Below are 24,687 nucleotides of genomic sequence, written 5' to 3'. Positions count from 1 at the left end.
AGGGGGAATGATGCTGACGGCGCTGACGCCATACCTCGACCGGGTCCGGGTCCACAGCAGCGGTGACGGTGACGGCTTCGGCTGGTTTCTGCTGGCCCTGGCGATCATCGTCATCATCATCGTGATCGTGGTGATCATCGTGAAGGTCAACCAGGCGAAGAAGCCGCCGATGACCTTCCCGCAGAACCCGAACTTCGGCGGCGGCGGCCCGGCCCCCGGTTTCCCGCCGCCCCCGCCCGCCGGCGGCCCCGCCCCACAGGGCAACTGGCAGCAGCAGCCCGGTTTCCCGCCGCCTCAGCCCGGTTACGGCCAGGCGCCCGGTTTCCCGCCGCCCCCGGCCGGCTTTCCGCCGCCTGGTGCCCCCGCGGGTTTCGCGCCGCCTCCCGGCGCCCCGGCGCCCAATCCGTTCGGCGCGCCCGGCATGGCCCAGCCCGGTTTCCCGCCGCCTCCCCCGCAGCCGGGGCCGCCGATCGACGGCAGCGCGGACCGCACGCAGGTCGTGTCCCCGCGGCAGCAGGCGGACGCCGGCGCAGACCGCACCCAGGTGGTCTCCCCCGCTGCGGACCGCACGCAGGTCGTCTCGCCCGCGGGCGGCGACCGGACGCAGGTGGTGCCCGGTGGCGGCGGTGACGCCACCCAGGTCGTCGCCGGCGGCGATCGGACCCAGGTCGTCCCGCCCCGTCAGTAGCCGCTTGCCTTTGTATCAGTGATTGTGCCATCATGGCGATACGATCACTGATACAAGGGGGCGCTGTGGTGATTCTCGACGAATCCCAACAGCTTCAGCTGACCAGGATGAAGCTGCGGAGCAGGATCAAGGGACAGACGATCGGGGTGGCATTGGCCCTGCTCGGGGCCACGTGGGGCGTTTGGTTCTTCCTGAGTCAGGAGTTCTTCCTCGATCGCTCGGGTGGCGTCCCCACACTCATGTCACGCCGTAAAGCGGAGTGGCCGAGACTTTCCGAATCGGCCTCCCTCATCGCGATCCTGGTGACCTTCGTCGTCCTGGCCGGTCTTGTCTGGTGGGCCACCCTCCGGATACGCAAGGCGGAACAGCGGCTGGCGCGGTCGGTGCCACGCCGGATCGCGCACGGGAAGCGGCTCGGCGTGCGTGAAGTGGCCGGCACCGGGACGGTCATGCTGTGGCTGTTCAGCTCCGTCGGCGGCATCGGTCTCGGCCTGACCATCGGTTTCTTCGCCGAGTCCGCCGACAACCGGCTGGTCGGCTTCACCTACGCGGCGGGGATCGCCGTCCTCGGTGTCTTGTCCATCGCACTGGCCCGGCAGGTGGTCGCCCAGCCCAGCCTGGCCGACGACGAGACCTCCCTCCGCACCGACGACATGCTCCGCAAGAAGGACGCGCAACTGCCCCTGATGCCCGCCGGGGTCTACCTGGCCGTCCCCTTGGCCTCCTCGATACCGGAGTTCGCCACGTGGCTGTGGGTCTACTTCCTGGGGAGCCTCGCGATCAGCCTTCTCGCTACGCTCGTGGTCCGGCTTCGCAGGGCACCGCTGAACTCCTCACCACCGCGGAACGCGGCGTTCTGATCAAGTCGGCGAGCCGAGAACCAGGAGCACGAAGTGATCATCAGCGTCGACACCAACTCACCGATCCCCCCGTACGAGCAGGTGCGTTCAGCGTTCGCCGCCCAGATCAAGGACCGGACGCTGCCGGTCGGCACGAAGCTTCCGACGGTGCGCAAACTCGCCGAGGATCTCGGCATCGCTCCCAACACCGTCGCCAAGGCCTACCGTGAACTGGAAGAGGCGGGCCTGATCGAAACCCGTGGCCGGGCAGGCACCTTCGTCGGGGACTCGGGGGATCAAAACCGGAAGCTGGCCCAGAAAGCCGCCGCCGAGTACGCCGCGATCACCCGCAAGCTGGGCTTGAGTCAGGGGGAGGCGATCGCGATCGTCGACGCCGCGCTGGCCGCGAACGTCACGGCCTACCGGACGAACCCGCGACTGCACGAGCGTCCCGCCCACTGAGCCCAGGTCCCACCACCGGGCCGGCGACGAGGCCTCCGGTTAGTCTCTCGGCATGGTCTTCCTCTTGGTACTGGTGGTCGGCGTCCTGATCCTGGCCGGGATCGGGGTCGGGATCTACTTCCTCGTGAAGTCGAACAGCAAACCGCAGCCGCCGGCACTCCCCTACCACCAGTACCCGCAGCAGCAGCCGCAGTACCCGAGCCAGCAGCAGCCCTATCCGCCGCAGGGCTGGGGCAACTGACATCCCGCATTCAGAGGACTAAACGCGGCAGAAGCACGCGTCACATGGCGCGGTAGTCGCGGAGTTCGATCTTCGGCCCGAACCTCGGGCGGCGGAATCCGGCCGTCGACAGGTAGCGCACCGCGCGCTGCCGCTGCGGTGAATACGGCGCCAGCACCTCGGACATCCCCACGTCGTCGAGTTTCGTCCCGACCAGCGCGTGCCCGACCATCGACGGGATGTTGTAGTCGCCGAAGCTCACCGCGTCCGGGTCTCCCCAGGCACGTTGCGCGATCTCCGCCGCGGTCCACACGCCGATGCCGGGCACCTTCCGCAGCCAGGCCCGGCCTTCGACACCTTTCAGCTCGACGGCCTTCTCCAGCCGCGACGCGACGCGGGCAGCGGCGATCAGCGTCGTCCGCCGTTTCAGGTCCACCCCGGCGCGATGCCATTTCCAGTCCACAATGGAGCGGATGGCGACGGGTGTCGGCGGCACGCGCAGCCGCTCCGGGCCCGGGCCTGGCGCCTGCTCCCCGAACCAGCGGCACAGCTCGCCCCACGACCGCAACGCCTCCGTGCTGGTCACCTTCTGCTCCAGCACGGCGAGCACCAGCGCGTCCCACACCCGGCCGGTGGAGCCGAGGCGCAGTCCTGGGTTCCGGCGCCGCGCCGACGCGATGACGTCGTGGTGCGCGACGAATTCGGAGTCGTCGTCATGCGCGCCCAGCATCGCCGGAACGCCTTCGAGCAGCCTGTCCGCGCCGGGTCCCCAGGCCTCCGCCTCGATCTCGCCATCGGCGCGCCGCAACAACGCGAGCGTGCCCGCGCCGTCCGCCGTGTTGGCGGCCAGCCAGGTGACCCCGCCCTCGGTGCGGACGACGTTGGGCGAACGCGATCCCCGGCTCAGCGGACCCAGGACCGCGTCCAGATCGAGCGAGAACCCAGGACGGAACAGCACACGGTGAAACTACCCGGCACTCGGCTAGGGTGAGCGGGCCACCTGAAACCGTATGCCTATGGAGGACACCGACGATGACCGAGCGACCGGCGAAGGCCTCGATCGTCAGCGGGTATTTCAACCCGCTCCACCAGGGCCATCTCGACCTGTTCGAGTCCGCGCAGGCGCGGTCCGGCTACCTGATCGTCATCGTCAACAACGATCACCAGCAAGTCCTCAAGAAGGGCAGGGTGATCCAGACCGAGGACGTCCGCGCCAGGATCGTCCGCGCGCTGCGCATCGTCGACGACGTGTACATCGCCGTCGAGCAGGGGCCGGGCATCAACGAATCGTTCGACCAGATCCGCGCGGCGTACCCCGACACGGAACTCGAGTTCTGCAACGGCGGCGACCGGCGCAACGTCGACGAGCTCCCGGCCGACGAGGTCGAGGCGGGGGCGAGGAACAACATCACGATGGTCTACGGCATCGGCGGCACGGACAAGGCCGACTCCAGCACGCGGATCCTTTCGGACATGGAAGCCTGAGTACTGGCGGCCTGCCGACTTTTGTCGGGAGACGTTTGCGGGTCTGCTGACGGCAGCCGCACCTAGGGCCTACCCTAGACACCACACAGTCGGCCCTGAACCCAGAGGGCCCCAGGTCAGTCGGGAGGCCTAGGGGAATGGACCCCCGTGCTCGGGCGGACGCCTTGCTCGCACGCGCAAGCGCGCGTGGAGCCTTCGTCGTGACACCGGACAACGCGACGTCTCCGATGGACTCCGCGAACACTCAGCAGATCCCCCGTTCGGTGGTCGCCGAGATCGACCGTTCCTCGGACCCGGATACGACCACCCAGCTACCGGCTTCGTTGATCGCCGAGAACGATCACCCGTTCGCGGGACCCGAACCGACGACGCGGCTGGACCTGCCGCCGGCGCGGGGCGAAGGCTCGACTCAGCCGCAGCCGTACCCGCGCCGTCCCGGCGCTCCCCAGCAGACCAGGCCTCTGCCGCAGGCGACGACCCCGCTCACCCGGCGGCCGCCCGCCGCGCCGGTACAGAGCCCGTTGATCGAGCAGCCGGAGCCGGAAACCGTCGAGAACGAGGTCGGCGGCCTGGTGCCGACGGTGAAGCAGAACCCTTCGGGACGGTCGAACCTCTCGCGCCGCCTGGACGGCATCTAGCCCTCGTAACGTGCAATGAAAGGCCCCTTCATAGCAAATTTTGCTATGAAGGGGCCTTTCATTGCACGCGCGAGAACCTGCCTCAGGAAGCCCGGATCACCCGATCGATCTCCTTGATCGCCGCTCCCCCGCCGTACGTGGCGTTGGACAGCATCGCGACGTCCAGCCCTTCGGCCGGATAGTGCCGCATCAGCGCGCAGACGCCGACGTTGCCGCCGTCCTTGTAGTAATGCCGCACCGAGCCGTCCGGTGCCAGGACGAATTCGAGGCCGAAGCCGTACCAGACGCCGCTGCTGTGGAGCACCTGCGGCGTGAGGAACTCCTTCGTGCGCGCAGGGCTCAGGAGCCGCTCCTCGCGGATCGCCCGCAGCAGCCGGACGAGGTCGCCGACGGTGCAGTACGCACCTCCATCGGGGGTCCCGATCGGCGGGTAGCTGAAGATGTTCTGCTTCCAGCCGGTGATCCGCTCGCCGTCGAGGATCGGGTCCCAGCCTTCGGCGACCCTGGGCGCCGGATCGCGCCGGTCGAAGAAACCTGAATCGGTCATCCCCGCGCGGTCGAGCACGGTCTCCCGGACGTGGTCGCGATACGGCCTTCCGGTGATCTCCTCGATCACCAGCCCGGCGAGGACGTAGCCCGAATTGCAGTACCGGCAGCCCTCACCCGGCGCGAAATTCGGCTCCCGGTAAGCGAAATTGGGCAGATGGTCCCGCGTGTCGACCACCGAGTACACCGGCTTGTCGACCCACAACGCCTCGTAACTCTCGCCCGCTTCCTCGTCTGCGTCGTCGGCGATCCCGGACGTGTGCGTGAGCAGCTGCCGCGTCGTCGCCCCGGGCGCGATCGCCGTGCCGTCGAGGTCGATGATCTCGCCGATCGGGAGGTCGAGGTCCAGCCGCCCCTCGTCGACCAGCCGCAGTGCGGCGATCGCGGTGACGACCTTCGTGATCGACGCGGTGTCGTACCGGACGTCCGGCGCGTTCGGCACCGACCAGCGGCGGCTGGCCAGGCCGTATCCGTGTTCGAACAGTGTCTCGTCTCCGCGCCGGATCAGCACGACTCCCGAGAAGCGGTCCTCCCCGGCGCGTTCCGTCAGCCAGGTGTCCAGTGCGGCGAAGTCCATGCACCGACGGTAACGACGGCGAGGAGCGGAGTCGCGCGAGTTCCGGTGGCCGGAACGGCTACTTCCGGCGCGTTTCGAGCTTGAGCCGCAGCGCGAGACCGGCCTTCACCGCGAGCAGGACCGGCTTCCACAGAAGTCCGCGGTGACGGTCCGCGAGGTAGCGGTACGCACTTTCGTGGTGCACGCGCAGCATCTTCTCCGAAGCCTGCGAAGTCGAGTGCCCGCCGATGTGCATGACGCTCGACGAAGGGGCGTACACGTTCAGCCAGCCCGCGCGGGTCAGCCGGTCACCGAGGTCGACGTCCTCGAAGTACATGAAGTACCGCGTGTCGAATCCGTCGACCGAGTCGAAGGCCTCGCGGCGGAGCAGCTGGCAGGACCCGGAAAGCCAGCCCGCCGTGCGCTCGACCGGAGTGCCGGTCTCCTGCCGGTACTGCCGCGTCCACGGGTTGCCCGGCCAGATCTTGCCGAACACCGCGTGCCCGATGCCTCGGCCGAACGACGGCAGCAGCCGGGCCGACGGGTAGACCGTGCCGTCGAGGTCGTGGATGAGCGGCCCGAACGCGCCACCTCGCGGCCAGCGTTCGGCCACCTCAAGCAGCGCGTCGAGCGAACCGGGTTCCCATTCGAGGTCCGGGTTGACCACGACGACCCAGCCGTAGCTGTCGTCGAGTTCCGCGACACCCCGGTTGGCGGCCGTGCCGTAGCCGACGTTCTCGCCGATGCTGAGCAGCTTGACGTTCTCCCGGCGGGCGGCCTTCTCCGGCGCGCCGTCCGTGGACGCGTTGTCGGCGACGACGACCTGGACGTCCCGATCCGTCGCCTTCTCGAGTGTGTCGAGGAACTTCTCGAGGGTTTCGCCGGGGAAGTACGTCACGGTCACGACGGCGAGCCCGTCGCCGTAGCTGGGGTGCTCAGTCACCGGGCCATTGTCCACCCGTCACCGAACGCGACCGCGCCGCACCCACCCCGAGGCGATAGCAAAGGTCCCTTGCTTCCCCGCCGCTCCGCGAGGGCCGAGTCGTCGGACATCCGCGCGCCAAGCGTCAGCGGGTGCGGGACGGGAGCCTCAGCCGGCCCGCCGCTGCACATGCCGGTGCCAAGCCTTCGCGTAAGCCTCCCGATGCCGCTCCGCGGTCGTCGCCCACGAGAACTCCTTCGCCCGCCGAAGCGCGGCTTCGGCCAACTCGGCCCTCCGCGCCGGGGCGTCGAGCAGCTCCGAGATGGCCGCCGCGACGTCTCCGGCGCCGACCCCGCAGTAGGCGACCGCGTCCCCGCCGACCTCCGGCAGCGAAAGCCGCCGGGTCGTGAGCACGGCCGCGCCGCACGCCATCGCCTCCAGCACCGGGAGCCCGAATCCCTCGCCGAGGCTCGGGTAGGCGACCAGTTCGGAGCCGCCGAGGAAGCCGGCGAGCGTGTCGAACGGCAGATATCCGGCGCGGATCACGCGCAGCCGGTGCGGTACGGCGTCGAGGGCGCGTTCGACCTGCGAATCCCAGCCCGGTTGTCCGGCCAGCACCAACGCCGGCGGGTTCGGCCTGCCGATCACGGCGTGCGCGAAACCGCGGATGAGCGCGGGCACGTTCTTGCGCGGTTCCAGCGCGCCGAGGAAGGCGACGTACGGCGTCTTCCCGAGTCCGACGGCCTGCCGCGCGGCTTCGATTTCGGCGGGCGAGGGCGGATGGAACCGGTCCGGTTCGACGCCGTGATGGATGATCTCCAATTCCGCGGTGCGCACCTGGCCGACGCGGTCCAGTTCGGCGGCCGTCGCGATGCTCGGCACGATGCACAGCGTCGCGCGGCGAAGCGCCGTCGCGGTCCAGGCGCGGAAGAAGCGCGCTTTCACCGAAGAGTGCAGCACCGCGTCGGTGAAGAAGGTCGCGTCGTGCAGGGTCACCACCGAGGCGGCCGGGCTGGCCAGCGGCATCGTGTAGTGCGGCGAGTGGACGACGTCGGCGGAGAGCCGCCGGACCAGCCGGGGCAGGGTCGCCTGTTCCCAGGTCAGCCTCGCCGTCCTGGTCGACGTCGACGGTGAGGTGGGCACGATCCGCGCGCCGGGCGCCAGCCGGTCGTACAGCACCGCGTCCCGCGGCTGGCAGACGACGGTGATCCGCGCGCCATCCTCGTCCAGCGCCGCGACCAGCGAATCCACGTAACGACCGACGCCACCCCGGTCCGCGGGGACGGCGGTCGCGTCGATCAGCACGCGAGGGTCTTCGGTCACCCTAGGAGGGTACGGCGGCTCACCGGCCGCGCGGTGGGGAACCGACAGATTCACTTCACGCGAGGAAAACTCCGGCTGAATCTTGTCAGGCAACCTGCTAGCGGTGGTGGAGACGCCAAACGGCGGAGGCCGCACGCTGCCAGGTGAACTCACTCGAACGGCTGAGACCACTGTCACGCAGCGCCGCCGCCTGCTCCGGATGGTCCAGGACGCCGCGAAGGGCATCCGCAAGCGCTTGCGCCTCGCCGACAGGGACCGCCATGCCCGCTCCCCCGGCCACCTCGACCAGGGCGGGGACGTCCGAGTGGACCACCGGCACGCCTGCCGCCATCGCCTCGATCAGCGGCAGCCCGAACCCCTCCGCCCGGCTCGGCATCGCCAGCACCGACGCGCCTCGCAACGTGGACGCCAGTTCCGCGTCGCTCACCTTCCCCAGCACCCGGACGTCGGCGCCGTGCTCACGCGCCAGCGCCACCGGGTCGATGCCGCCCCAGCCCGGCTGACCCGCCAGCACCAGCGGCACCCCGATCCGACCGGCGGCGTCGATCAGCACGTCGACGCCCTTGCGCGGCTCGATGGTCCCGATCGCGAGCACGTACCGCTCCGGCAGCGAAACCTCGGCGAACCCGGTATGCGGCCGGACACCGTGCGGGATCACGCGCAGCGGCACCGAGACCGGCACCAGCGCGGCGAGCTCGTCCGCAATCGCTTGCGTCGGCACGGTCAGCGCGGTCGCCCGCGACGCCGCCCGCGCGATCACCGCCTTGTGCCACGCGACGCCGCGCGGCGTCAGCGTCTCCGGATGCGTCCAGGGCACGGTGTCGTGCACCGCGACCGACAGCGTCCGCCCCTTCGGCACCCGGGCGGGCGCGAGCGGCGTCGGCGCGTGGACCGCGTCGCCGCCCGGCCACCACGGCAGGCCCAGCTGCCAAGCGGCGATCAGGGCGCGGGGCGGGATCGGCAGCACGCGCGGCCCCACGACCCCCTCGACGACCGCGGCGTCGATGTCGGCATGCCGCGCCACCACGCTCGACACCGTCCATCCCGGCGGCGCGGTCTCGGCGAGCGCCCGCAGCAGCTCGCCGGTGTAGCGGCCGGTCCCGCCGGGGACGGGCGCCAGCAGCTGCTCGGCGAGCACGACCAGTTCGGGCATGGTCTCTATTCTCTCTGGCATGACCAGCACCACCGTCGTCGTGGTCACCTGGCGCGGCGCCGCGCACATCACCGCCTGCCTCGACGCCCTCGCCGCACAGTCCCGCCCGCATCGGACGCTGGTCGTCGACAACGCTTCCGACGACGGAACGGCCGCCCTGCTCGCCGCCCATCCCTCGAAGCCCGAGGTGCTCCGGCTACCGCGCAACACCGGTTACGCGGGCGCCATGGCCGCCGCATTGGACAAAGTGGACACCCCGCTGATGGCATGGCTGAACGACGACGCGGCCCCGGCCCCGGAGTGGCTCGCGACCTGCGAAGACACTCTCGCCAAGGCTCCGCTCGCCGCCGCCGTGAGCGCCCGGCTGACGCTGGCCGACGGGACCGTCCAGTCCACCGGTGTCCGCCTGACCGCCGACGGCCACGGTGCCGACCTGCCGGAATCCGCCGACGAGGTCTTCGGCTTCTGCGGGGGCGCGGCCGTGCTGGACGTCGAGGCGCTCCGTTCCGTCGGCGGCGTCCCGGCGTCCTATTTCTGCTACTACGAGGACACCGACACCGCGTGGCGGCTGCGGCTGGCGGGCTGGGACGTCGTGGGGGCCGACGCCGAGGTCACCCATCGGCATGGCGCGAGCACCCTGCCGGGTTCGGTCCCGTTCCACCTGTGGAATGAACGCAACCGCCTGCTGACCCTCCTGCGGTGCGCCCCACGCGCGGTGGCGATCCGCCAACTGGTGAAGTTCGCCGTACTCACCCTGGTACTGCCCCTCCGAAGGAAACCAGCGGCACCGAACTTCCGTCTGAGCCTCCGGTGCCGGGTCCTGGGCGCGGTCGCCGCCCGCCTGCCACGCACGCTGCTCGAGCGGCGGGCCATCGGGCGGCGGGCGACACTGGGCCGAGGCGCGGTCTGGGACGCGTGGGCCGGGCTTTAAGCTTGGTCCAATCGAGTGCAGGGAGTACGGCTTTGGCGCAGGGGGAAACGCAACCGGTCGTCTCGGTGATCGTGGTGAACTACCGGGGAGCGGCCGACACCGTCACCTGCCTGCGCGCACTCGCCGAACACGATTACCCGAACCTCGAGGTCATCTGCGTCGACAACGCCTCCGGCGGCACCGACGTGGCCGAGATCAGAGCCGCGGCCCCGGGCGTCAAGCTCGTCGAGTCCCCGGTGAACTCCGGCTTCGCGGGCGGCTGCAACCTCGGCGCGCAGCACGCCACCGGCACCGTCCTCGCGTTCCTCAACAACGACGCCCGCCCGGCTCCCGGCTGGGTCGGCGCGGCCGTGGCCGAACTGCGTGCACAGCCGACGGTCGCCGCGGTGGCCAGCAAGGTCCTCGACTGGGACGGCACCGGCACCGACTTCGTCGACGCGGGCCTCACCTGGTTCGGCATGGGCTACAAGCGCCACGCGGGCAGCCCGCTGGCCGACGTCCCCGCCGCCGAACACGAGATCGCCAAGGACGTCCTGTTCGCGACCGGTTCGGCGATGTTCGTCCGCGCCGGGGTGTTCGCCGAACTCGGCGGGTTCGACGAGCGGTTCTTCATGTTCTACGAGGACGTCGACCTCGGCTGGCGGCTGAACCTGCGCGGCTGGCGCGTGCGCTACGTGCCGGAGTCGCTGACCTATCACCGCCACCACGCCACGATGTCCACAGTGGACGCGCCGGACTCCGGGCGCGAAACCTTCCTGCTGGAACGCAACGCCTTGGCGGCGCTGTACAAGAACCTTTCCGACGAGACGCTGTCGCGCGCGCTACCCGCCGCGCTGGCACTGGCGGTCCGCCGGGCGACCGCGCGCGGCGACCTCGACGCCACGCGGTTCGATCTCGCCCAGGGCGTCGGCCCGGCCGAAACCGGACCGGTCGAGGTACCGAGGACGACGCTGGCCGGCGTGCTGGCGATCGACCAGTTCGTCGAACTGCTGCCCTCGCTCACCGAGTCGCGCGCCGCCGAACAGGCCGCTCGCGTCCGCACCGACGCCGACCTGCTTCCCTTGCTGCGCAAGGCCTTGGAGCCCGCATATCCGTTGCCGCGCTATCTCGCCGCGCACGAAATCCTGGTCGAGACGTTCGGCATCGACGCGCTCTTCGGGCAGCGTCGCAAGGTACTGGTGATCACCGGCGACGCGATCACCGAACGGATGGCGGGCCCCGCGATCCGCGCGTGGAACATGGCCGCGACGCTGGCCACCGAACACGACGTCCACCTGGTCACGGTCAACCCGCTCGCCGATCCGCCGCCCGCCGCGTTCCGGGTCAGCGCGGCCACCCGGCGCGATCTGGAGACGCCGATCGAGTGGGCCGACATCATCGTCCTGCAGGGCCATGTGCTGGAACTCGCGCCCTCGCTGAAGAAGCAGTACGCGCACAAGATCGTGGTCGCGGATCTGTACGACCCGATGCACCTCGAACTGCTCGAACAGGGCAAGGGCGTTCCCGACGACAAGCGGGCGCTGGACCTCATCGGGGTCACCAAGGTCCTCGACGCGCAGCTGGAACGCGGCGACTTCTTCCTGTGCGCGTCGGACCGCCAGCGGCACTTCTGGCTGGGCCACCTCGCCGCGATGGGCAGGCTGTCACCGCGGCTCTACGACGCCGACCCGACCACCCAGTCGCTGCTGTCGATCGTCCCGTTCGGCCTGCCGCCGCAGGCTCCGGTCCGCACCGGCCCCGGCCTCCGGTCCACTTTGGACGGAATCGGCGAGACCGATCACGTCGTACTGTGGGCGGGCGGCGTCTACAGCTGGTTCGACCCGCTCACGCTCGTCCGGGCGATCGAGCAGCTGCGGCAGCGCCGCGGTGACGTCCGCCTGGTGTTCCTCGGGATGAAGCATCCCAACCCCGAGGTCACCGAGATGGACATCGGCGCGCGCACGATGCTGCTGTCCGACACGCTCGGGCTCACCGGCAAGCACGTGTTCTTCAATCAGCAGTGGGTGCCCTACGAGGAGCGCCAGAACTGGCTGCTCGACGCGAACTGCGGCGTCACCACGCATTACGAGCACGTCGAGACGACGTTCGCGTTCCGGACGCGGGTGCTGGACTACCTGTGGGCCGGGCTGCCGATCGTCACCACCGACGGCGACTCGTTCGCCGACCTGGTCCGCGAGGAACGGCTCGGCGTCGTCGTCCCGGCCGAGGACGTGGACGCGCTGGCCGACGCGCTGGAAAAGGCGTTGTACGACGAGGAGTTCGCCGCGGGCTGTGTCGAGCGGATGGCCGCGGTCGCCCGGCGTTACGCCTGGCCGGAGGCACTGAAACCGCTGGTGGAGTTCTGCCGGAACCCGCGGCCCGCCGCGGACCGGCTGCCCGGCTCCAGTGACCTCGTGGTCTCCGAACCGGTGCGGGGCAAGGAAATGCTGCTCCGCGACGTCGGACTGATCCGCGAGTACCTCGCCGACGGCGGCCCGAAGGAGCTCGCGCGGCGCGTCGGCGGCCGCGTGGTCAAGGTCGCCAAGCAGAGGCTCGGCCGTGGCTGACCGCCCCTTGCGCGTCCTGCTCGACGGGACCCCGCTTCTCGGTGCCAGGACGGGTATCGGCCGGTACACCGTCGCCTTGTCCGAAGAGCTCGCTTCGATGTCCGAAGTGGACACTCGCGCGGTCGCGTTCACGTTGCGCGGCTGGCGAAGGCTGCGGCACGTGCTCCCGCACGGCGTCCGGGCGCGAGGCATGCCGGTGGCGGCACGGCTGCTGCGCAAGGCGTGGCTGCGTTCGCAGCTGCCGCCGGTGGAGCTGTTCGCCGGTCCGACGGATGTCGTGCACGGCACCAACTTCGTGCTGCCCGGCCGGTTCCGCGCCGCGGGTGTGGTGACCATCCACGATCTGGCCTTTTTGGACGCTCCCGAGGAGCTCGCGCCGAGCGATCACGAACTGCCGCGGCTGGTGCGGCGCGGCGCCCGGCTCGCGGACGCGATCTGCACGCCCACCAACGCCGTCGCCGACCAGGTCGCCGAACGGCTCGACGTGGACCGCGGCAAGATCATCGTCACCCCGCTCGGCGTGAACCCGGCCTGGTTCACCGCCCGCCCGCCGGACCCGGAACGCCGCAAGGAACTCGGGCTCCCGGACAAGTACCTGCTCTTCGCCGGCGCCCCCGGGCCCCGGAAGGGCCTGCACTGGCTCCGGCAGGCGCACGAGGCCGCGCCGGATCTGCCGGATCTGGTGTTCGTCGGTCCCGGTTCGTTCGCGGTGGGCCCTCGTTCGCGCCACGTGGGCTACCTGTCGGACGTGAACCTCCGGCGGGTCGTCGCGGGGGCCAGCGCGCTGGTACTGCCGTCGCGCGACGAAGGTTTCGGGCTCCCGGTGCTGGAAGCGCTGGCGTCGGACGTCCCCGTGGTGTGCACGGACATCCCGGCGCTGCGCGAGGTCGCGGGGAACTGCGCGAGCCTGGTCCCCTACGAGGACGTCGACGGGCTCGTGGAGGCGCTGCGGATCGCCGTCAGCGACCCGCACGCCGTCGCCACTTCGGCCGCGCGCCGCGCGCACGTCGCGAACTTCACCTGGCGCGCGTGCGCCGAACTCACCGTCGCCGCCTACCGCCAGGCGAGCACGAAGCACTGACGCGAGTTACGCCCCCAATCACGTGTGTTACGCCCCCAATCACGCGAGTTCGCCGTCTGATCACGCGAGTTCGCCACTCGCGCACACGTGCCCTCCGTGCGGAAAGGGCGAACTCGCGTGATTGAACGGCGAACTCGCGTGATCAGGAAGTGAAGTAGGCCTTCAGAGCGTCAGGCCAGCCCCGAAGCGGCGTAAGACCCGCCTCGCGCCAAGACGCGTTCGACAGCACCCCGTACGCCGGGCGCGCCGCCGGACGCGGGAACTCCGCCGTCGTGCAGGGCTTCACACGCGCCGGATCCGCGCCCAGCTCCGCGAAGATCGCCTTCGCGAACCCGCACCACGTCGTCGACCCGCCACCCGTGCAATGCAGCACCCGCTGCGACGGCCCTTCACCGGCGGCGACCCGGCCCGCCAGCTCCAGCAGGCCCGCGGCGAGGTCACGGGACCAGGTCGGCGAACCGGTCTGATCGTCCACTACGGACAGTTCGTCCCGCTCCTTTTCCAGCCGCGCCATGGTCTCCACGAAGTTCGACCCGGTTTTGCCGTACACCCAGGACGTCCGCACGATCCACGAACGGGCGCCCGAACCGAGCAGCGCGTCCTCCCCTGCCGCCTTCGTCCGGCCGTAGGCGTTGAGGGGGCCCAGCAGGTCACTGGTCTCGTACGGCGAAGTCGCGTCGCCGGGGAACACGTAGTCCGTGGACACGTGGATGAGCGGCACCCCGCGCGACGAGCACGCCGCGGCGAGCACCCGGGGGCCGTCCGCGTTCACCGCGAACGCCCGCTCCTCATCGGTTTCCGCCGCGTCCACCGCGGTGTAGGCCGCCGCGTTGATCACCACCGGCGACTTTCCCGCCGCCCGCGCCCGGCTCGCCAGCTCGGTCACCGCGGCGATGACCTGGCCGGTGTCGCGCACGTCCAGCTCCGACGACGACGGGGTCGTGGCGTCGATGGAGCCCACGGCCAGCGCCGCCAGGTCACGCCCCAGCTGCCCGGATCCGCCCGGTACGAGGATGCTCAGCACTTCGTCACTCCCCCGCACGCTTCTTCAGCGGCTCCCACCAAGACCGGTTCCCGCTGTACCAGGCCACCGTGTCGGCCAGACCGTCCTCAAAGGACTTCCGCGGCGCGTACCCGAGCTCCCGCGAGATCTTGGTGATGTCGACCGAGTACCGGCGGTCGTGCCCCTTGCGGTCCACCACCGGCTCGACGCTGTCCCAGTCGGCTCCGACGGCGGTCAGCAGCCGCTCGGTCAGCTCGCGGTTGGTCAGTTCCGTGCCGCCGCCGATGTTGTAGACCTCGCCCGGCCTGCCGCCGTCGGCGACCAGCTGGATGCCGGTGCAGTGATCGTCCACGTGCAGCCAGTCACGCACGTTGAGCCCGTCGCCGTAGAGCGGGACCTTCTTGCCGTCGAGCAGGTTGGTCACGAAGAGCGGGATGACCTTCTCCGGGAATTGGTACGGACCGTAGTTGTTCGAGCACCTCGTGACACAGACGGGCAATCCGTGCGTGCGGAAGAACGAACGGGCCAGCAGATCCGAGGACGCCTTCGACGCCGAGTACGGCGAATTCGGCTCCAGCACGTGGTCCTCGTCCCAGGATCCCTTGTCGATCGAGCCGTAGACCTCGTCGGTGGACACGTGGACGAACTTCCCGACCTGCGCCTCGAGCGCCGCCTGCAACAGGGTCTGGGTGCCGAGCACGTTCGTCAGCACGAAGTCGGCCGCGCCGGCGATCGAACGGTCCACATGGGACTCGGCGGCGAAGTGCACGACCAGGTCGATGCCCCGCATCAGCTCACCGACCAGTGCGGCGTCACAGATGTCGCCCTTTTCGAACCGGTAGCGCGGGTTCTCGCGCACGGGCTCCAGGTTCGCTTCGTTGCCCGCGTAGGTCAGCTTGTCGAGCACGATCAGCTCGGCGTCGGCCAAGCTCGGGTACGCACCCGTCAGCACCTGCCGGACGTAATGCGAACCGATGAACCCGGCGCCACCGGTGACCAGCACTCGCATGCCGCGATCCTCCCTCTGCTACTTCCCTGACCGGCCGAGTGTGTCACGACCGGGGCAACCTTTCACCAGCCTACGGACGTCTAACACGAGACTCAGTAGAGTCATGGACGAGGCACGCGTGTGCCCTGGGGAGATTCGTGGAGGACCGCACGTGACCGAGTGGCCCGGGCCACCCATTCCGGCGCGCCGTGGTGGCGGTGTCGTGGTGTTCGCCCGCCGTGGCGTGAAGGTCGTGTTCAGCCTGGTCTCGATCACGATCCTGGCCCTGACCTGGTGGGGCTGGCAGTTCATCGGCGACCCGTCCCAGGGCTTCGCGACCACGAACATCTTCGAGGACAACGGCCACCCGCCGGCGAAACCGCTGGACGGCGCGATCGACATCCTGCTGGTCGGCCAGGACAGCCGCACCGACGCGCAGGGCAACCCGCTGCCGCGCGAGGTCCTCGACATGCTGCACGCCGGTGTTTCGGACGGCGAGCGCCAGACCGACACGATGATCCTGGTGCACATCCCCCAGAACGGTAAGAAGGCGGTCGCGATCTCCTTCCCCCGTGACTCGTGGGTCGAGATCACCGGCGGTTTCGGCAAGCACAAGCTCAACAGCGCGTACGTGTACGCCTACAACGACACGTCGAAGACGCTGCAGCAGCAGGGCAACACCGACCTCAAGGACGTCGACGCCAAGGCCAAGGACGCCGGCCGCAAGAACCTGATCGCGACGCTGGAGAAGTTCATCGGCAAGCCGAAGATGATCGACCGGTACGCCGAGGTGAACCTGTCGAGCTTCTACGAGATCACGAAGGCGATCGGCGGCGTCGAGGTCTGCCTCAACAACGCGGTCAAGGAGAAGAAGTCCGGCGTGGATCTGCCCGCCGGGAAGTCGACCGTCGAAGGCGTCCAGGCGCTCGCGTTCGTCCGTCAGCGCTACGACCTGCAGAACGGCGACCTCGACCGGATCGCGCGGCAGCAGGCCTTCCTCTCCGGGCTGGCGAACAAGGTGCTCTCGTCGGACGTCCTGATCAACCCGGCGAAGATCGCGGGCCTGATCGAAGCCGTGAAGAAGTCGGTCGTGCTGTCGGCGGGCTGGGATCTGCCGGAGTTCGCCGCGCAGATGCGCGGTCTGACCAGCGGCAACGTCGAATTCCACACCATCCCGACCCAGGGCGACGCGACCATCGGCGGCGCCGCCGTGCTCCGCGTGGACCCGGCGCAGGTGCAGGCCGAGGTCGCCCGCCTGACGGCCGACGGGGAGACCGCACCGTCCGAGACCCCGGCCACCCTGCCGGGCGCGGAAGCGGTGACCGTCGAACTCTTCGACGGGACCGGTTCGCCCACGGCGGCCACCGAGACCCGGAACCTGTTGCAGGGCAAGGGTTTCAAACTCGCGGCCGATACCAAGCTCAGCACCCGGAACTCGACGGTCATCCGGCACGCGCCGGGCGACGACGCCGCGCTGGCCCTGATCAAGCAGGTCTTCGGCACCGCTGTGCAGGCCGAGGCGGACCGTGACGTCGCGCCGGGGAAGGTGCGGGTGCTGCTCGGAAAGGACTTCAAGGGCGCGTCCACCGGCGCGGCCACGCCCCCGGCGAAGACGTCGGCGCCCTCGAACCCGGCTCCCCCGCCCTCCAGCGCTCCGGCGGCGCCCGCCACGAAACCGATCGTCGCGGGCAATGTGCCCTGCGTCAATTAATTCCGGGTACTCAGCGTGGCCGCCCTCACGGTGGCTTAACCTTCTCCTACGATCGGACGGCTACCGCGCCAGGGGAGGTGATCAGGGATGAGCGACGAGGACAAGAGCGTCAACGAACGTTCTGAGCACTTGGACGCCGAAGAACCGAAGTCCGAAAAGGACGGCAATTCGGACACCGAGAGTGACGAAAAGCTCGTCCCGACGCCGTACCCGCGGAATCCGCCGCTCCCCCAGCCGTCGGCCCCGGCCGAGGACGAAGACGAACCGGTCTCGGGTGTGCTCGACGTCCCCGAGCGCCCGCTGCGCCGCGCCGGCCGGATCACCCGGCGGATCGCGGTCGGCCTCGTGTCCCTGCTCGCCCTCGGCACGACGGGCTACGCGTACGTCACCAAGGACCAGTTGCAGAACAACGTCCCCACGACGAACGCGCTGAGCAAGCCCGACGATCCCGCCGCGCCGCCCGCCGACGACGGCGCGACCGACATCCTCCTCGTCGGCAGCGACGCGCGGACCGACGCGCAGGGCAATCCGCTGCCACTCCGCGTGCTAAAACAGCTGCGCACCGAGGAGAAGCCCGGCGTCAGCACCGACACCATCATCATCCTTCGCATCCCTAAGAACGGCGGGAAACCGTCCGGCGTCTCGATCCCGCGTGACACCTGGACCGATATCCCCGGCCGCGGCCCGAACAAGATCAATTCGGCGTACGGCGTCGCGAAGACCACCTACGCGAACGCCCATCGGGGTGAAACCGATCAGGCGAAACTCGAACGCGATTCCGATCAGGAAGGCCGCAAGGCACTGGTCCAGGCCGTTCAGGAGCTGACGCAGATCCGCATCGACCACTACGCCGAGGTCAACCTGCTCGGGTTCTACCTGCTGACCGAGGCGCTGGGCGGCGTCAAGGTCTGCCTGAACCACGCGACCGAGGACAAGGACTCGGGCGCGAACTTCCGGCGCGGCGAGCAGACCGTGTCGGGCGGCGAGGCGCTGTCCTTCGTGCGGCAGCGGAAGAACCTGCCGCGCGGCGACCTCGACCGCATCGTGCGGCAGCAGACGTTCCTGTCCTCGGCGCTGAACCAGGTGCTTTCGGCCGGGACGCTGACCAGCCCGTCGACGATGTCGGGCCTGATGGACGTCGTGCGCCGGTCGATCGTCCTCGACGAAGGACTGGACCTGCTGGAGTTCGCGCAGCAGGCGAAGGGGATCGCGTCGGGTGACCTGACGTTCACGACCATCCCGGTGGTGAACATCAACGGCCGCAGCGCGGACGGCCAGAGCATCGTCGAGATCGACATCGCCGCCGTGCGGAGCTTCATCTCCGGTCTGGCGGGACGGGGCGGCGGTGGCGGCGCTCCCGGCGCGGCTCCGGTGCTCGCCGCGTCGAGCGTTCCCTGTGTGAACTAACGTCGTGGCGTGAGCCTCACCGAACTGCTGCTGCGGCCCGTGCTCGGGTCGCCCGCGAAACCGCTGATCACGCACTACGACGACAAGCAGGGCAGCCGGGTCGAACTGTCCGTGGCGACCACGGTGAACTGGGCGGCCAAGACGGCGAACTGGCTGGTCGAAGAGTTCGACGTCGAACCCGGGGACGAGGTCGCCGTGGTGCTGCCGTCGCATTGGCAGACCGCCGGTGTCCTGCTGGGCGCGTGGTGGTGCGGCGCCAGGGTGGTGACGGAGACCGCGGGCGCACGGGTGGCGTTCGTCGCGCCGGGCGGCGCGTCCGACGCGGCCGCCACGGCCGTCGTCTCGCTGCACCCGATGGGTCTCGGGCTGCCCGCCGGTTCCGTGCCGGACGGGGCGCTGGACTACCTGACCGAAGCCCGGCTCTCGGGTGACCAGTTCAGCCCGCTGTTCCCCATTCCCGGCGACACTCCGGCACTGGGTTCGTCCACTGTGGACGAGGTCCTCGCCGAAGCCCGCGCTCGTGCCACCGGCCTCGGCCTGTCCGCCGACGACCGGGTTCTGTCCACTGTGGAGTGGACGGGCGAGGAAGGGATTCTCGCGGGATTCCTGACGCCGCTGGCGGCGGGCGCGCATCTGGTCCAGGTCACCGACGCGGATCCGGCCAAACTCACTTCCCGGCGCGAAGCCGAGCGGACGACGGCGGATCTCCCCTCCTGAAGTGCCATGAAGGGACCTTTCCTTGCAAAATTTGCAAGGAAAGGTCCCTTCATGGCAACCGGGCTCAGGCGTCCTGGAGCTGCTTCGCCTCACGCTTGCGCCCGAAGAGCGCGTGGTCGAGCGACAGCTTGCCGGCGTTGAAGCCGAGCGCGAGCCCGGCGACCGCAAGGACGAGGACGAGTTCGTAACCGCCCTGGCCGGTGAGGCCGTTGTCGAGGTGCACCGAAAGCAGAGCACCGACGGAGACCACGACGAAGCCGAGGCCCACCAGCGGCGTCAGGAAACCGACGATGAACAAGATCGCGCCCACGATCTCCACCGCGATCGCGAAGATCGCCGCGAGCGTCGGCAGCGGGATTCCGGTCTGCTCGAAGAACTTCGCGGTGCCGTCGATCCCGTTTTCCCACTTCTGCAGGCCGTGTGCGAGGAAGACCACACCGACACCGATCCGGCCGAGCAGGAGGGCGACATCCTTGAAACGAGCGAACATCGGGTATCAGCTTTCTGGTCGGTGAATATTCAACTTACCCGGATCACGGTAGGGCACCGGACGCCTCCGATGGCACCTCCGGAGCGTGATCGACAGGTACCCGACAGGAAGCTCTGTACGGCAGACTCTCCGCTGTGACGCACGAACGGCTGCCCGGCCTGTGGTCGGACGAGATCATGCATCCCGGCAGCGTCGAGTCCGTAGACCTGGTGTTCCGCCGCGACGGCTCCGGATGGCTCTATTGGGCGAGCTGGAGCACCGAGTTCGCGGTGTCCCGCTTCACCTGGTCGAGCCAGGGCGAACTGGTCTTGAAATTCCATCGCACCCTTGAGGGCACGTGGTCGATCGACAACGGTGTCACCCGTCACGACGTCGAATCCGAGAAGAAGGAAGAGTCCGTCATCGAGGTCGGCTACGAGATCGCACCCCGCGAGGACCCGTACGGCACTCCGGTGACCCTGCTCTCGCTGGCCCGTCCGCTGACCGAACATCTGGCGGGCTCGCGATTCGCGTGGGTCGAGAAACCGGAATCGCTCAGCGACCCGTCCGCCGATGCTCCGCGGCCAGACCCGTCCAGCCCCCACTGACGGCCAGCACCTCGAGCACCCGCTCAGCCTGCTCCGCGAATCCGGCCAGATCGGCGTGCAGCAACGCTATCCGCTCGGCGTCGAGCGGAACCTCGTCGTCGGCCCACAGCTCGATCACCGTGCTGACGGTCCACACGAGGAACTGGATGATCCGGATGAACCCCTCCGACGGCTCGTCGACGGCCTCGCGGTAGCCCGTCTCGATCTCGTCGCAGGCCGCGACCAGCTCACGCAGCGGCCGGACGACGTCGGCCGCCGTCCCGTCCCACGCGGCCGTCGGCCACGTGCGATCCCCGAGTTCGAGCCACAACCGCCAGCCGGCGATCAGCTCGGCCTCGTCGTGCGGTGTCCACGACACCGGTGCGAACCAGAACATTCTTCGAGAGTGACACCGGCGGTCCATGATCGCCGTACTTCCGTGAAGCATCTCACCGAGGGTTAATCGATCGCCTGCCTCCACGGGCGTCTCTAACCTGACGCCGTGCCCGCCATGAATCCGCCCTGGCCGGGCGACGACGAGAAGTTCAACCGCACCTGCCACGCGCGCTGGCGCGAGCGCCTCAATCGAGAAGCGCACGGCGAGCAATGTGGCGGATGCGTGTTCTGGGTCGCCCTGCACGGCCGACTCGGCCAGGACTACGGCGCTTGCACCAGCGCACACTCCATCTTCGACGGACTGGTTCGGTTCGAGCACGACGGCTGCACCGCTTTCGCGGACCGCGGCGACGGCTCATTCGGCTGATCCATCACACGAGCCGTAAGTACATGAAGGCCCCCATCCTTGCGCCTGGCGCAAGGATGGGGGCCTTCATGTACTTCGGGCGGACTCAGCCCTTGAGCAGGGCGCGCGCCATGACCATGCGCTGGATCTGGTTGGTGCCTTCGTAGATCTGGGTGATCTTCGCGTCGCGCATCATGCGCTCCACCGGGAAGTCGCGCGTGTAGCCCGCGCCACCGAAGAGCTGCACGGCGTCCGTCGTCACCGACATCGCGATGTCCGACGCGTACGCCTTCGCGGCCGCGGCCATGTAGCCGCCGCGCTTGTCGCCACGCTCGGTCGCCGCGGCCGAGGCGTAGACGAGGTTCCGGGCGGCCTCGATCTTGATGCCCATGTCGGCCAGCATGAACTGGACGCCCTGGAACTCCGAGATCGACTTGCCGAACTGCTTGCGCTCCTTGACGTACGCGATCGACGCGTCGAGCGCGCCCTGCGCGATGCCCAGCGCTTGCGCGCCGATGGTCGGGCGGGTGTGGTCGAGGGTGCGCAGCGCCGTCTTCAGACCGGTGCCGGGCTCGCCGATGATGCGGTCGGCCGGGATGGTGCAGTTCTCGAAGTGGATCTCGCGGGTCGGCGAGCCCTTGATGCCGAGCTTCCGCTCCTTCGAGCCGACGGTGAAGCCGGGGTCGTCCTTGTGCACGACGAACGCGGAGATGCCGTTGGCCTTCTTCTCGGCTTCGGGGTCGGTCACCGCCATCACGGTGTACCAGGACGATTCACCCGCGTTGGTGATCCAGCACTTGGTGCCGTTCAGCACCCAGTGGTCGCCGTCGAGCTTCGCGCGGGTGCGCATCGAGGCGGTGTCCGAGCCGGCTTCGCGCTCCGAAAGCGCGTACGACGCCGAGGCTTCGCCGGAGGCGATCGACGGCAGCACCAGCTTCTTGAGGTCTTCCGACGCCGAAAGAATGATCGGCACCGTGCCCAGCTTGTTCACCGCCGGGATCAACGACGCCGACGCGTCGACCCGCGCGACCTCCTCGATCACGATGCAGGCGGCGATGGCGTCCGCGCCCTGGCCGTCGTAGGCCTCGTCGATGTGGACGGCGTTGAAACCCGACTTGACCAGCGCGTTGTACGCCTCGATCGGGTAGCGCTCGTCCTCGTCGACCTCGGCCGCGTAGGGCTCGATCTCCTTCTCCGCGAGCGCACGCACCGCGGCCCGCAGCTCCTCGTGCTCTTCGGCAAGCTGGTACAGACCCGGGCCGTCAGACACCTTCGTCACCTCTTCTAACCGCGTTTGGGAGTTTGACCGATGTTAGCGCTCGTTCACATTGTGCGACATCGCGAGCGCTTGTGTCTTTGACCGCAAAGTCCGTACGTTCGAGTGATGGAGCTCACCCCGTTCCCCCGGTCGCTCGACTATCCCGAGGTCCCGGTCGGCTCGGTGCTCGCCGGCGCCGCTGCCCGCTGGGGCGCCCGCACGGCCTTCGCCCACGGAGACCAGAGCCTCACCTTCGCCGAGACGTACAACGCAGCCTGCCGCTTCGCGAACGCCCTGCACGCCGAGGGCGTCGAGCGGGGCGACGTCGTCGCACTCCACCTGCCGAACTGCCTGGCGTACCCGGTCGCGTATTACGGGACGCTGCTGGCCGGGGCCACCTTCAGCCCGGCGAACCCGCTGCTCCCACCGGACGACCTCGCCGCCCAGCTGGCCGACGCCGGGGCGGTCGCCGCCGTCACCGTCGGCCCCGTCGCCCGGGTGCTCGCTTCGGTCCGTGACCGGACATCGGTCCGGCTGAGCATCGTCGTCCACCCACCCGAGGCCTTGGCGCAGGGCGAGGTCGAGTTCACCGAGTTCTACTCGGCTCACTCGGACGAGCGGCCGGACGTCGAGATCGACATCTACCGCGATCTCGCTCATCTGGCGTACACCGGCGGCACCACCGGACGCTCGAAAGGCGTATGCCTGCCGCACCGGAACGTCGTGGTCAACAGCCTTCAGAGTTCCTGCTGGCGGCTGGGCGCGGTCCCGGCTCTCGACGCGTCAGGAGAGGTGATCGTCGAGCAGCTCGGCGGCCCGGACGAATGGCCGTCGCGGATCGGCACCGGCGTCGCGCTCAACCTGACGCCGTGGTTCCACGCCATGGGCACCATCGCCGCGCTCAACGTCCCGCTGCTCGACGGCGGCACCGTCGTCCTGCACGACCGCTTCGACCCGGCCGCGTACGTAGCCGACGCCGAACTGCTGCGAGTCACCACGATCGGCGGGGCACCGGCGTTGTTCGCCGCCTTGCTCGCCTGCCCCGAGTTTCACACAGCCGACCTGTCTTCGGTACTGACCATCGGTTCCGGCGCGGCGCCGATGAACCACGAGATGATCCGCGCCCTGCAGAAACGCTTCCCCGGGGTGATCATCACCGAGGGATACGGCCTCACCGAGGTCACCATGGGCGCCGTCATCGCGCCGTCGTATCGCTCCGCCACCCGGAAGGTGGGCTCGGTCGGCCTTCCGCTGCCCGACACCGAGATCAAGATCGTCCCGGCCGAAGGCGGCGAAGATCCGTTGCCCGCCGGGGAAAGCGGCGAGGTGTGCCTGCGCGGCCCGCAGGTGATGACCGGCTATCGCAACCGCCCCGAGGAGACCGCGGCCGCGCTCGTCGACGGCTGGCTGCACACCGGCGACATCGGCATCCTCGACGAGGACGGCTATTTGTCCATTGTGGACCGCAAGAAGGACATGCTGCTGTACAAGGGATACAACGTCTTCCCGCGTGAACTCGAAGAGCTGCTGATCACCCTGCCCGGCGTCGCCGCGGCGGCCGTCGTCGGCAAACCGGACACCGAGGTCGGCGAGCTACCGGTCGCGTTCGTCGTGCGCAGCGACGAGAACGTCACCGCCGAGCAACTCCTGGAGGCCGTCGGCGCCCGCGTCCTGCCGTACAAACGGCTGCGGGCGATCCACTTCGTCGACCAGATCCCGGTCTCGGCCGCCGGGAAGGTGCTCAAACGGGAACTGCGGAAGCAACTCGCCGACTGACGCTCAGCGGCCGCGGAGGTTTCCGATCACCAACTCCGCGGCCTTGAGCGCCGCCGCACACCGATCCGTTCCCCAATACGTCGACTTGGCTTCGTCGACCTGGCCGTATTCGAAGTTGAGCACCTCGGTGTCATTGACCCCGACTTCCACGGAGCAGGCCATGCGTCGATGACCGTTATACTCGAAAACAGGAGGGTTCGAGACATACTGGAAGACCGGGAGTCCGTCGATCGAGAACTCACGCCACTGAGCGTACCGATCCGGCGATTCCCGGTGCGTGGCTACTCGCTTATCGATGCCACCCAGGTCGGCGGGCAGGATCGCGATCGTGAGCGAGCCCGCCTCGTAGTAACTCCACTCGCAGGAATTGAGGTTATTCGGGTCGGAGCTCGACGTTTTCACCTTGTCGGGAGGATCCATGAGCAAAGCGGCGACCTGTTCATGGTTCAGGACACGACAGGGATTCGCTCGAAAGACCGCCAATCCCAGGGGGTTCCGAACGGGAAGGGCCTGGATCGTCCACTCCACCCGAGCCGGAGCGGGCGGACTGTCGAGAACCTGATCCGACCACAGCACACCACAACCCGCGACAAGCGATGTCGCCAGGACGGCGACTCCGAGAAGTTTCGGCAATCGCAT

General features: G+C 69.2%; 26 protein-coding genes. 15 read left to right on the top strand and 11 right to left on the bottom strand.

The window, feature by feature from the left end:
• Positions 1 to 10 precede the first annotated feature (10 nt).
• The 4 genes from DMH01_RS28220 (at position 11) to DMH01_RS28205 (ending at position 2,230) form a co-directional block, all read left to right on the top strand.
• Complete coding sequence (locus DMH01_RS28220) at positions 11 to 688, top strand: hypothetical protein (RefSeq protein ID WP_233621705.1); 678 nt, start codon at positions 11 to 13, stop codon at positions 686 to 688.
• Between the two features lie 65 nt (positions 689 to 753).
• Positions 754 to 1,548 carry a hypothetical protein gene (locus DMH01_RS28215; protein ID WP_125680211.1) on the top strand — a complete coding sequence of 265 codons (795 nt, stop codon included), beginning with the start codon at positions 754 to 756 and terminating at the stop codon, positions 1,546 to 1,548.
• Between the two features lie 33 nt (positions 1,549 to 1,581).
• Positions 1,582 to 1,989: a GntR family transcriptional regulator gene (locus tag DMH01_RS28210; RefSeq protein WP_199745657.1), complete on the top strand. Its 408-nt coding sequence runs from the start codon at positions 1,582 to 1,584 to the stop codon at positions 1,987 to 1,989.
• 52 nt (positions 1,990 to 2,041) lie between these two features.
• Complete coding sequence (locus DMH01_RS28205) at positions 2,042 to 2,230, top strand: hypothetical protein (RefSeq protein ID WP_063272169.1); 189 nt, start codon at positions 2,042 to 2,044, stop codon at positions 2,228 to 2,230.
• A 40-nt stretch (positions 2,231 to 2,270) separates the two neighbouring features.
• On the opposite strand, the gene DMH01_RS28200 is transcribed toward DMH01_RS28205, so the two are convergent.
• A complete protein-coding gene (locus DMH01_RS28200) occupies positions 2,271 to 3,167 on the bottom strand; it encodes a DNA-3-methyladenine glycosylase (protein ID WP_125680210.1) in 897 nt (298 codons plus the stop codon).
• Between the two features lie 74 nt (positions 3,168 to 3,241).
• Between DMH01_RS28200 and DMH01_RS28195 the strand changes: the two genes are divergently transcribed.
• Entirely contained in the window at positions 3,242 to 3,694 is a 453-nt protein-coding gene (locus tag DMH01_RS28195; protein ID WP_125680209.1) for an adenylyltransferase/cytidyltransferase family protein, read from the top strand.
• 137 nt (positions 3,695 to 3,831) lie between these two features.
• Positions 3,832 to 4,332, top strand: coding sequence for a hypothetical protein (locus DMH01_RS28190; protein WP_199745656.1), 501 nt, complete (start codon positions 3,832 to 3,834; stop codon positions 4,330 to 4,332).
• Between the two features lie 82 nt (positions 4,333 to 4,414).
• Here the strand turns inward: DMH01_RS28190 and DMH01_RS28185 are convergent, their stop codons facing one another.
• From DMH01_RS28185 to DMH01_RS28170, 4 genes are all read right to left on the bottom strand, one after another.
• Positions 4,415 to 5,455, bottom strand: coding sequence for a serine hydrolase (locus DMH01_RS28185; RefSeq protein WP_125680207.1), 1,041 nt, complete (start codon positions 5,453 to 5,455; stop codon positions 4,415 to 4,417).
• A 58-nt stretch (positions 5,456 to 5,513) separates the two neighbouring features.
• Positions 5,514 to 6,377, bottom strand: a complete 864-nt coding sequence (locus DMH01_RS28180; RefSeq protein WP_199745655.1) for a glycosyltransferase family 2 protein — start codon at positions 6,375 to 6,377, stop codon at positions 5,514 to 5,516.
• A 147-nt stretch (positions 6,378 to 6,524) separates the two neighbouring features.
• Positions 6,525 to 7,661, bottom strand: a complete 1,137-nt coding sequence (locus tag DMH01_RS28175) for a glycosyltransferase family 1 protein (protein ID WP_125680433.1) — start codon at positions 7,659 to 7,661, stop codon at positions 6,525 to 6,527.
• 115 nt (positions 7,662 to 7,776) lie between these two features.
• Positions 7,777 to 8,832, bottom strand: a complete 1,056-nt coding sequence (locus DMH01_RS28170; protein ID WP_125680432.1) for a glycosyltransferase family 1 protein — start codon at positions 8,830 to 8,832, stop codon at positions 7,777 to 7,779.
• A 19-nt stretch (positions 8,833 to 8,851) separates the two neighbouring features.
• On the opposite strand from DMH01_RS28170, the gene DMH01_RS28165 reads away from it, so the two are divergent.
• Genes DMH01_RS28165 through DMH01_RS28155 form a run of 3 tightly spaced genes read left to right on the top strand, consistent with a single transcriptional unit; the run spans position 8,852 to position 13,390 of the window.
• The gene (locus DMH01_RS28165; protein ID WP_125680206.1) at positions 8,852 to 9,763 is read left to right on the top strand and encodes a glycosyltransferase; all 912 of its coding nucleotides are present in this window, start codon (positions 8,852 to 8,854) and stop codon (positions 9,761 to 9,763) included.
• Between the two features lie 32 nt (positions 9,764 to 9,795).
• On the top strand, positions 9,796 to 12,309 hold the full coding sequence (locus tag DMH01_RS28160; RefSeq protein WP_125680205.1) for a glycosyltransferase: 2,514 nt from the start codon (positions 9,796 to 9,798) through the stop codon (positions 12,307 to 12,309).
• Positions 12,302 to 13,390 (top strand): glycosyltransferase family 1 protein, encoded by a 1,089-nt coding sequence (locus tag DMH01_RS28155; RefSeq protein ID WP_125680204.1) that lies wholly within the window; start codon positions 12,302 to 12,304, stop codon positions 13,388 to 13,390. Before DMH01_RS28160 ends, DMH01_RS28155 begins: the two co-directional genes overlap by 8 nt.
• Positions 13,391 to 13,532: 142 nt before the next feature.
• Here the strand turns inward: DMH01_RS28155 and rfbD are convergent, their stop codons facing one another.
• Together rfbD and rfbB are read right to left on the bottom strand one after the other, a co-directional pair.
• A complete protein-coding gene (gene rfbD / locus DMH01_RS28150) occupies positions 13,533 to 14,414 on the bottom strand; it encodes a dTDP-4-dehydrorhamnose reductase (protein WP_125680203.1) in 882 nt (293 codons plus the stop codon).
• Positions 14,415 to 14,418: 4 nt separating this feature from the next.
• Positions 14,419 to 15,402, bottom strand: a complete 984-nt coding sequence (gene rfbB / locus DMH01_RS28145) for a dTDP-glucose 4,6-dehydratase (RefSeq protein WP_125680202.1) — start codon at positions 15,400 to 15,402, stop codon at positions 14,419 to 14,421.
• A 151-nt stretch (positions 15,403 to 15,553) separates the two neighbouring features.
• Between rfbB and DMH01_RS28140 the strand changes: the two genes are divergently transcribed.
• The 3 genes from DMH01_RS28140 (at position 15,554) to DMH01_RS28130 (ending at position 19,216) form a co-directional block, all read left to right on the top strand.
• Positions 15,554 to 17,092: an LCP family protein gene (locus DMH01_RS28140; protein WP_125680201.1), complete on the top strand. Its 1,539-nt coding sequence runs from the start codon at positions 15,554 to 15,556 to the stop codon at positions 17,090 to 17,092.
• A gap of 87 nt (positions 17,093 to 17,179) precedes the next feature.
• Positions 17,180 to 18,499 (top strand): LCP family protein, encoded by a 1,320-nt coding sequence (locus tag DMH01_RS28135; protein WP_199745654.1) that lies wholly within the window; start codon positions 17,180 to 17,182, stop codon positions 18,497 to 18,499.
• Positions 18,500 to 18,508: 9 nt separating this feature from the next.
• Positions 18,509 to 19,216 (top strand): TIGR03089 family protein, encoded by a 708-nt coding sequence (locus DMH01_RS28130; RefSeq protein ID WP_125680200.1) that lies wholly within the window; start codon positions 18,509 to 18,511, stop codon positions 19,214 to 19,216.
• A 64-nt stretch (positions 19,217 to 19,280) separates the two neighbouring features.
• On the opposite strand, the gene DMH01_RS28125 is transcribed toward DMH01_RS28130, so the two are convergent.
• Entirely contained in the window at positions 19,281 to 19,706 is a 426-nt protein-coding gene (locus tag DMH01_RS28125) for a DoxX family protein (RefSeq protein ID WP_007031884.1), read from the bottom strand.
• 134 nt (positions 19,707 to 19,840) lie between these two features.
• Between DMH01_RS28125 and DMH01_RS28120 the strand changes: the two genes are divergently transcribed.
• On the top strand, positions 19,841 to 20,293 hold the full coding sequence (locus DMH01_RS28120) for a hypothetical protein (protein ID WP_125680199.1): 453 nt from the start codon (positions 19,841 to 19,843) through the stop codon (positions 20,291 to 20,293).
• On the opposite strand, the gene DMH01_RS28115 is transcribed toward DMH01_RS28120, so the two are convergent.
• Positions 20,241 to 20,669, bottom strand: a complete 429-nt coding sequence (locus DMH01_RS28115) for a hypothetical protein (RefSeq protein WP_125680198.1) — start codon at positions 20,667 to 20,669, stop codon at positions 20,241 to 20,243. The genes DMH01_RS28120 and DMH01_RS28115 overlap by 53 nt on opposite strands.
• Positions 20,670 to 20,783: 114 nt before the next feature.
• Here DMH01_RS28115 and DMH01_RS28110 point away from each other — a divergent pair, with 114 nt between their 5' ends.
• Positions 20,784 to 21,035 (top strand): DUF3027 domain-containing protein, encoded by a 252-nt coding sequence (locus tag DMH01_RS28110; RefSeq protein WP_125680430.1) that lies wholly within the window; start codon positions 20,784 to 20,786, stop codon positions 21,033 to 21,035.
• 85 nt (positions 21,036 to 21,120) lie between these two features.
• Here DMH01_RS28110 and DMH01_RS28105 read toward each other — a convergent pair whose 3' ends face one another.
• Positions 21,121 to 22,293, bottom strand: a complete 1,173-nt coding sequence (locus tag DMH01_RS28105; RefSeq protein ID WP_199745652.1) for an acyl-CoA dehydrogenase family protein — start codon at positions 22,291 to 22,293, stop codon at positions 21,121 to 21,123.
• A 105-nt stretch (positions 22,294 to 22,398) separates the two neighbouring features.
• Between DMH01_RS28105 and DMH01_RS28100 the strand changes: the two genes are divergently transcribed.
• Positions 22,399 to 24,048 carry a class I adenylate-forming enzyme family protein gene (locus tag DMH01_RS28100; protein WP_125680196.1) on the top strand — a complete coding sequence of 550 codons (1,650 nt, stop codon included), beginning with the start codon at positions 22,399 to 22,401 and terminating at the stop codon, positions 24,046 to 24,048.
• A 3-nt stretch (positions 24,049 to 24,051) separates the two neighbouring features.
• On the opposite strand, the gene DMH01_RS28095 is transcribed toward DMH01_RS28100, so the two are convergent.
• Positions 24,052 to 24,687, bottom strand: coding sequence for a DUF3558 family protein (locus DMH01_RS28095; protein ID WP_158633260.1), 636 nt, complete (start codon positions 24,685 to 24,687; stop codon positions 24,052 to 24,054).

The organism is Amycolatopsis sp. WAC 04182 (assembly GCF_003947465.1).
Classification (GTDB): domain Bacteria; phylum Actinomycetota; class Actinomycetes; order Mycobacteriales; family Pseudonocardiaceae; genus Amycolatopsis.
The sequence above is the reverse complement of the archived record's forward strand: the minus strand, read 5'-3'. Positions and strand labels throughout refer to the sequence as shown.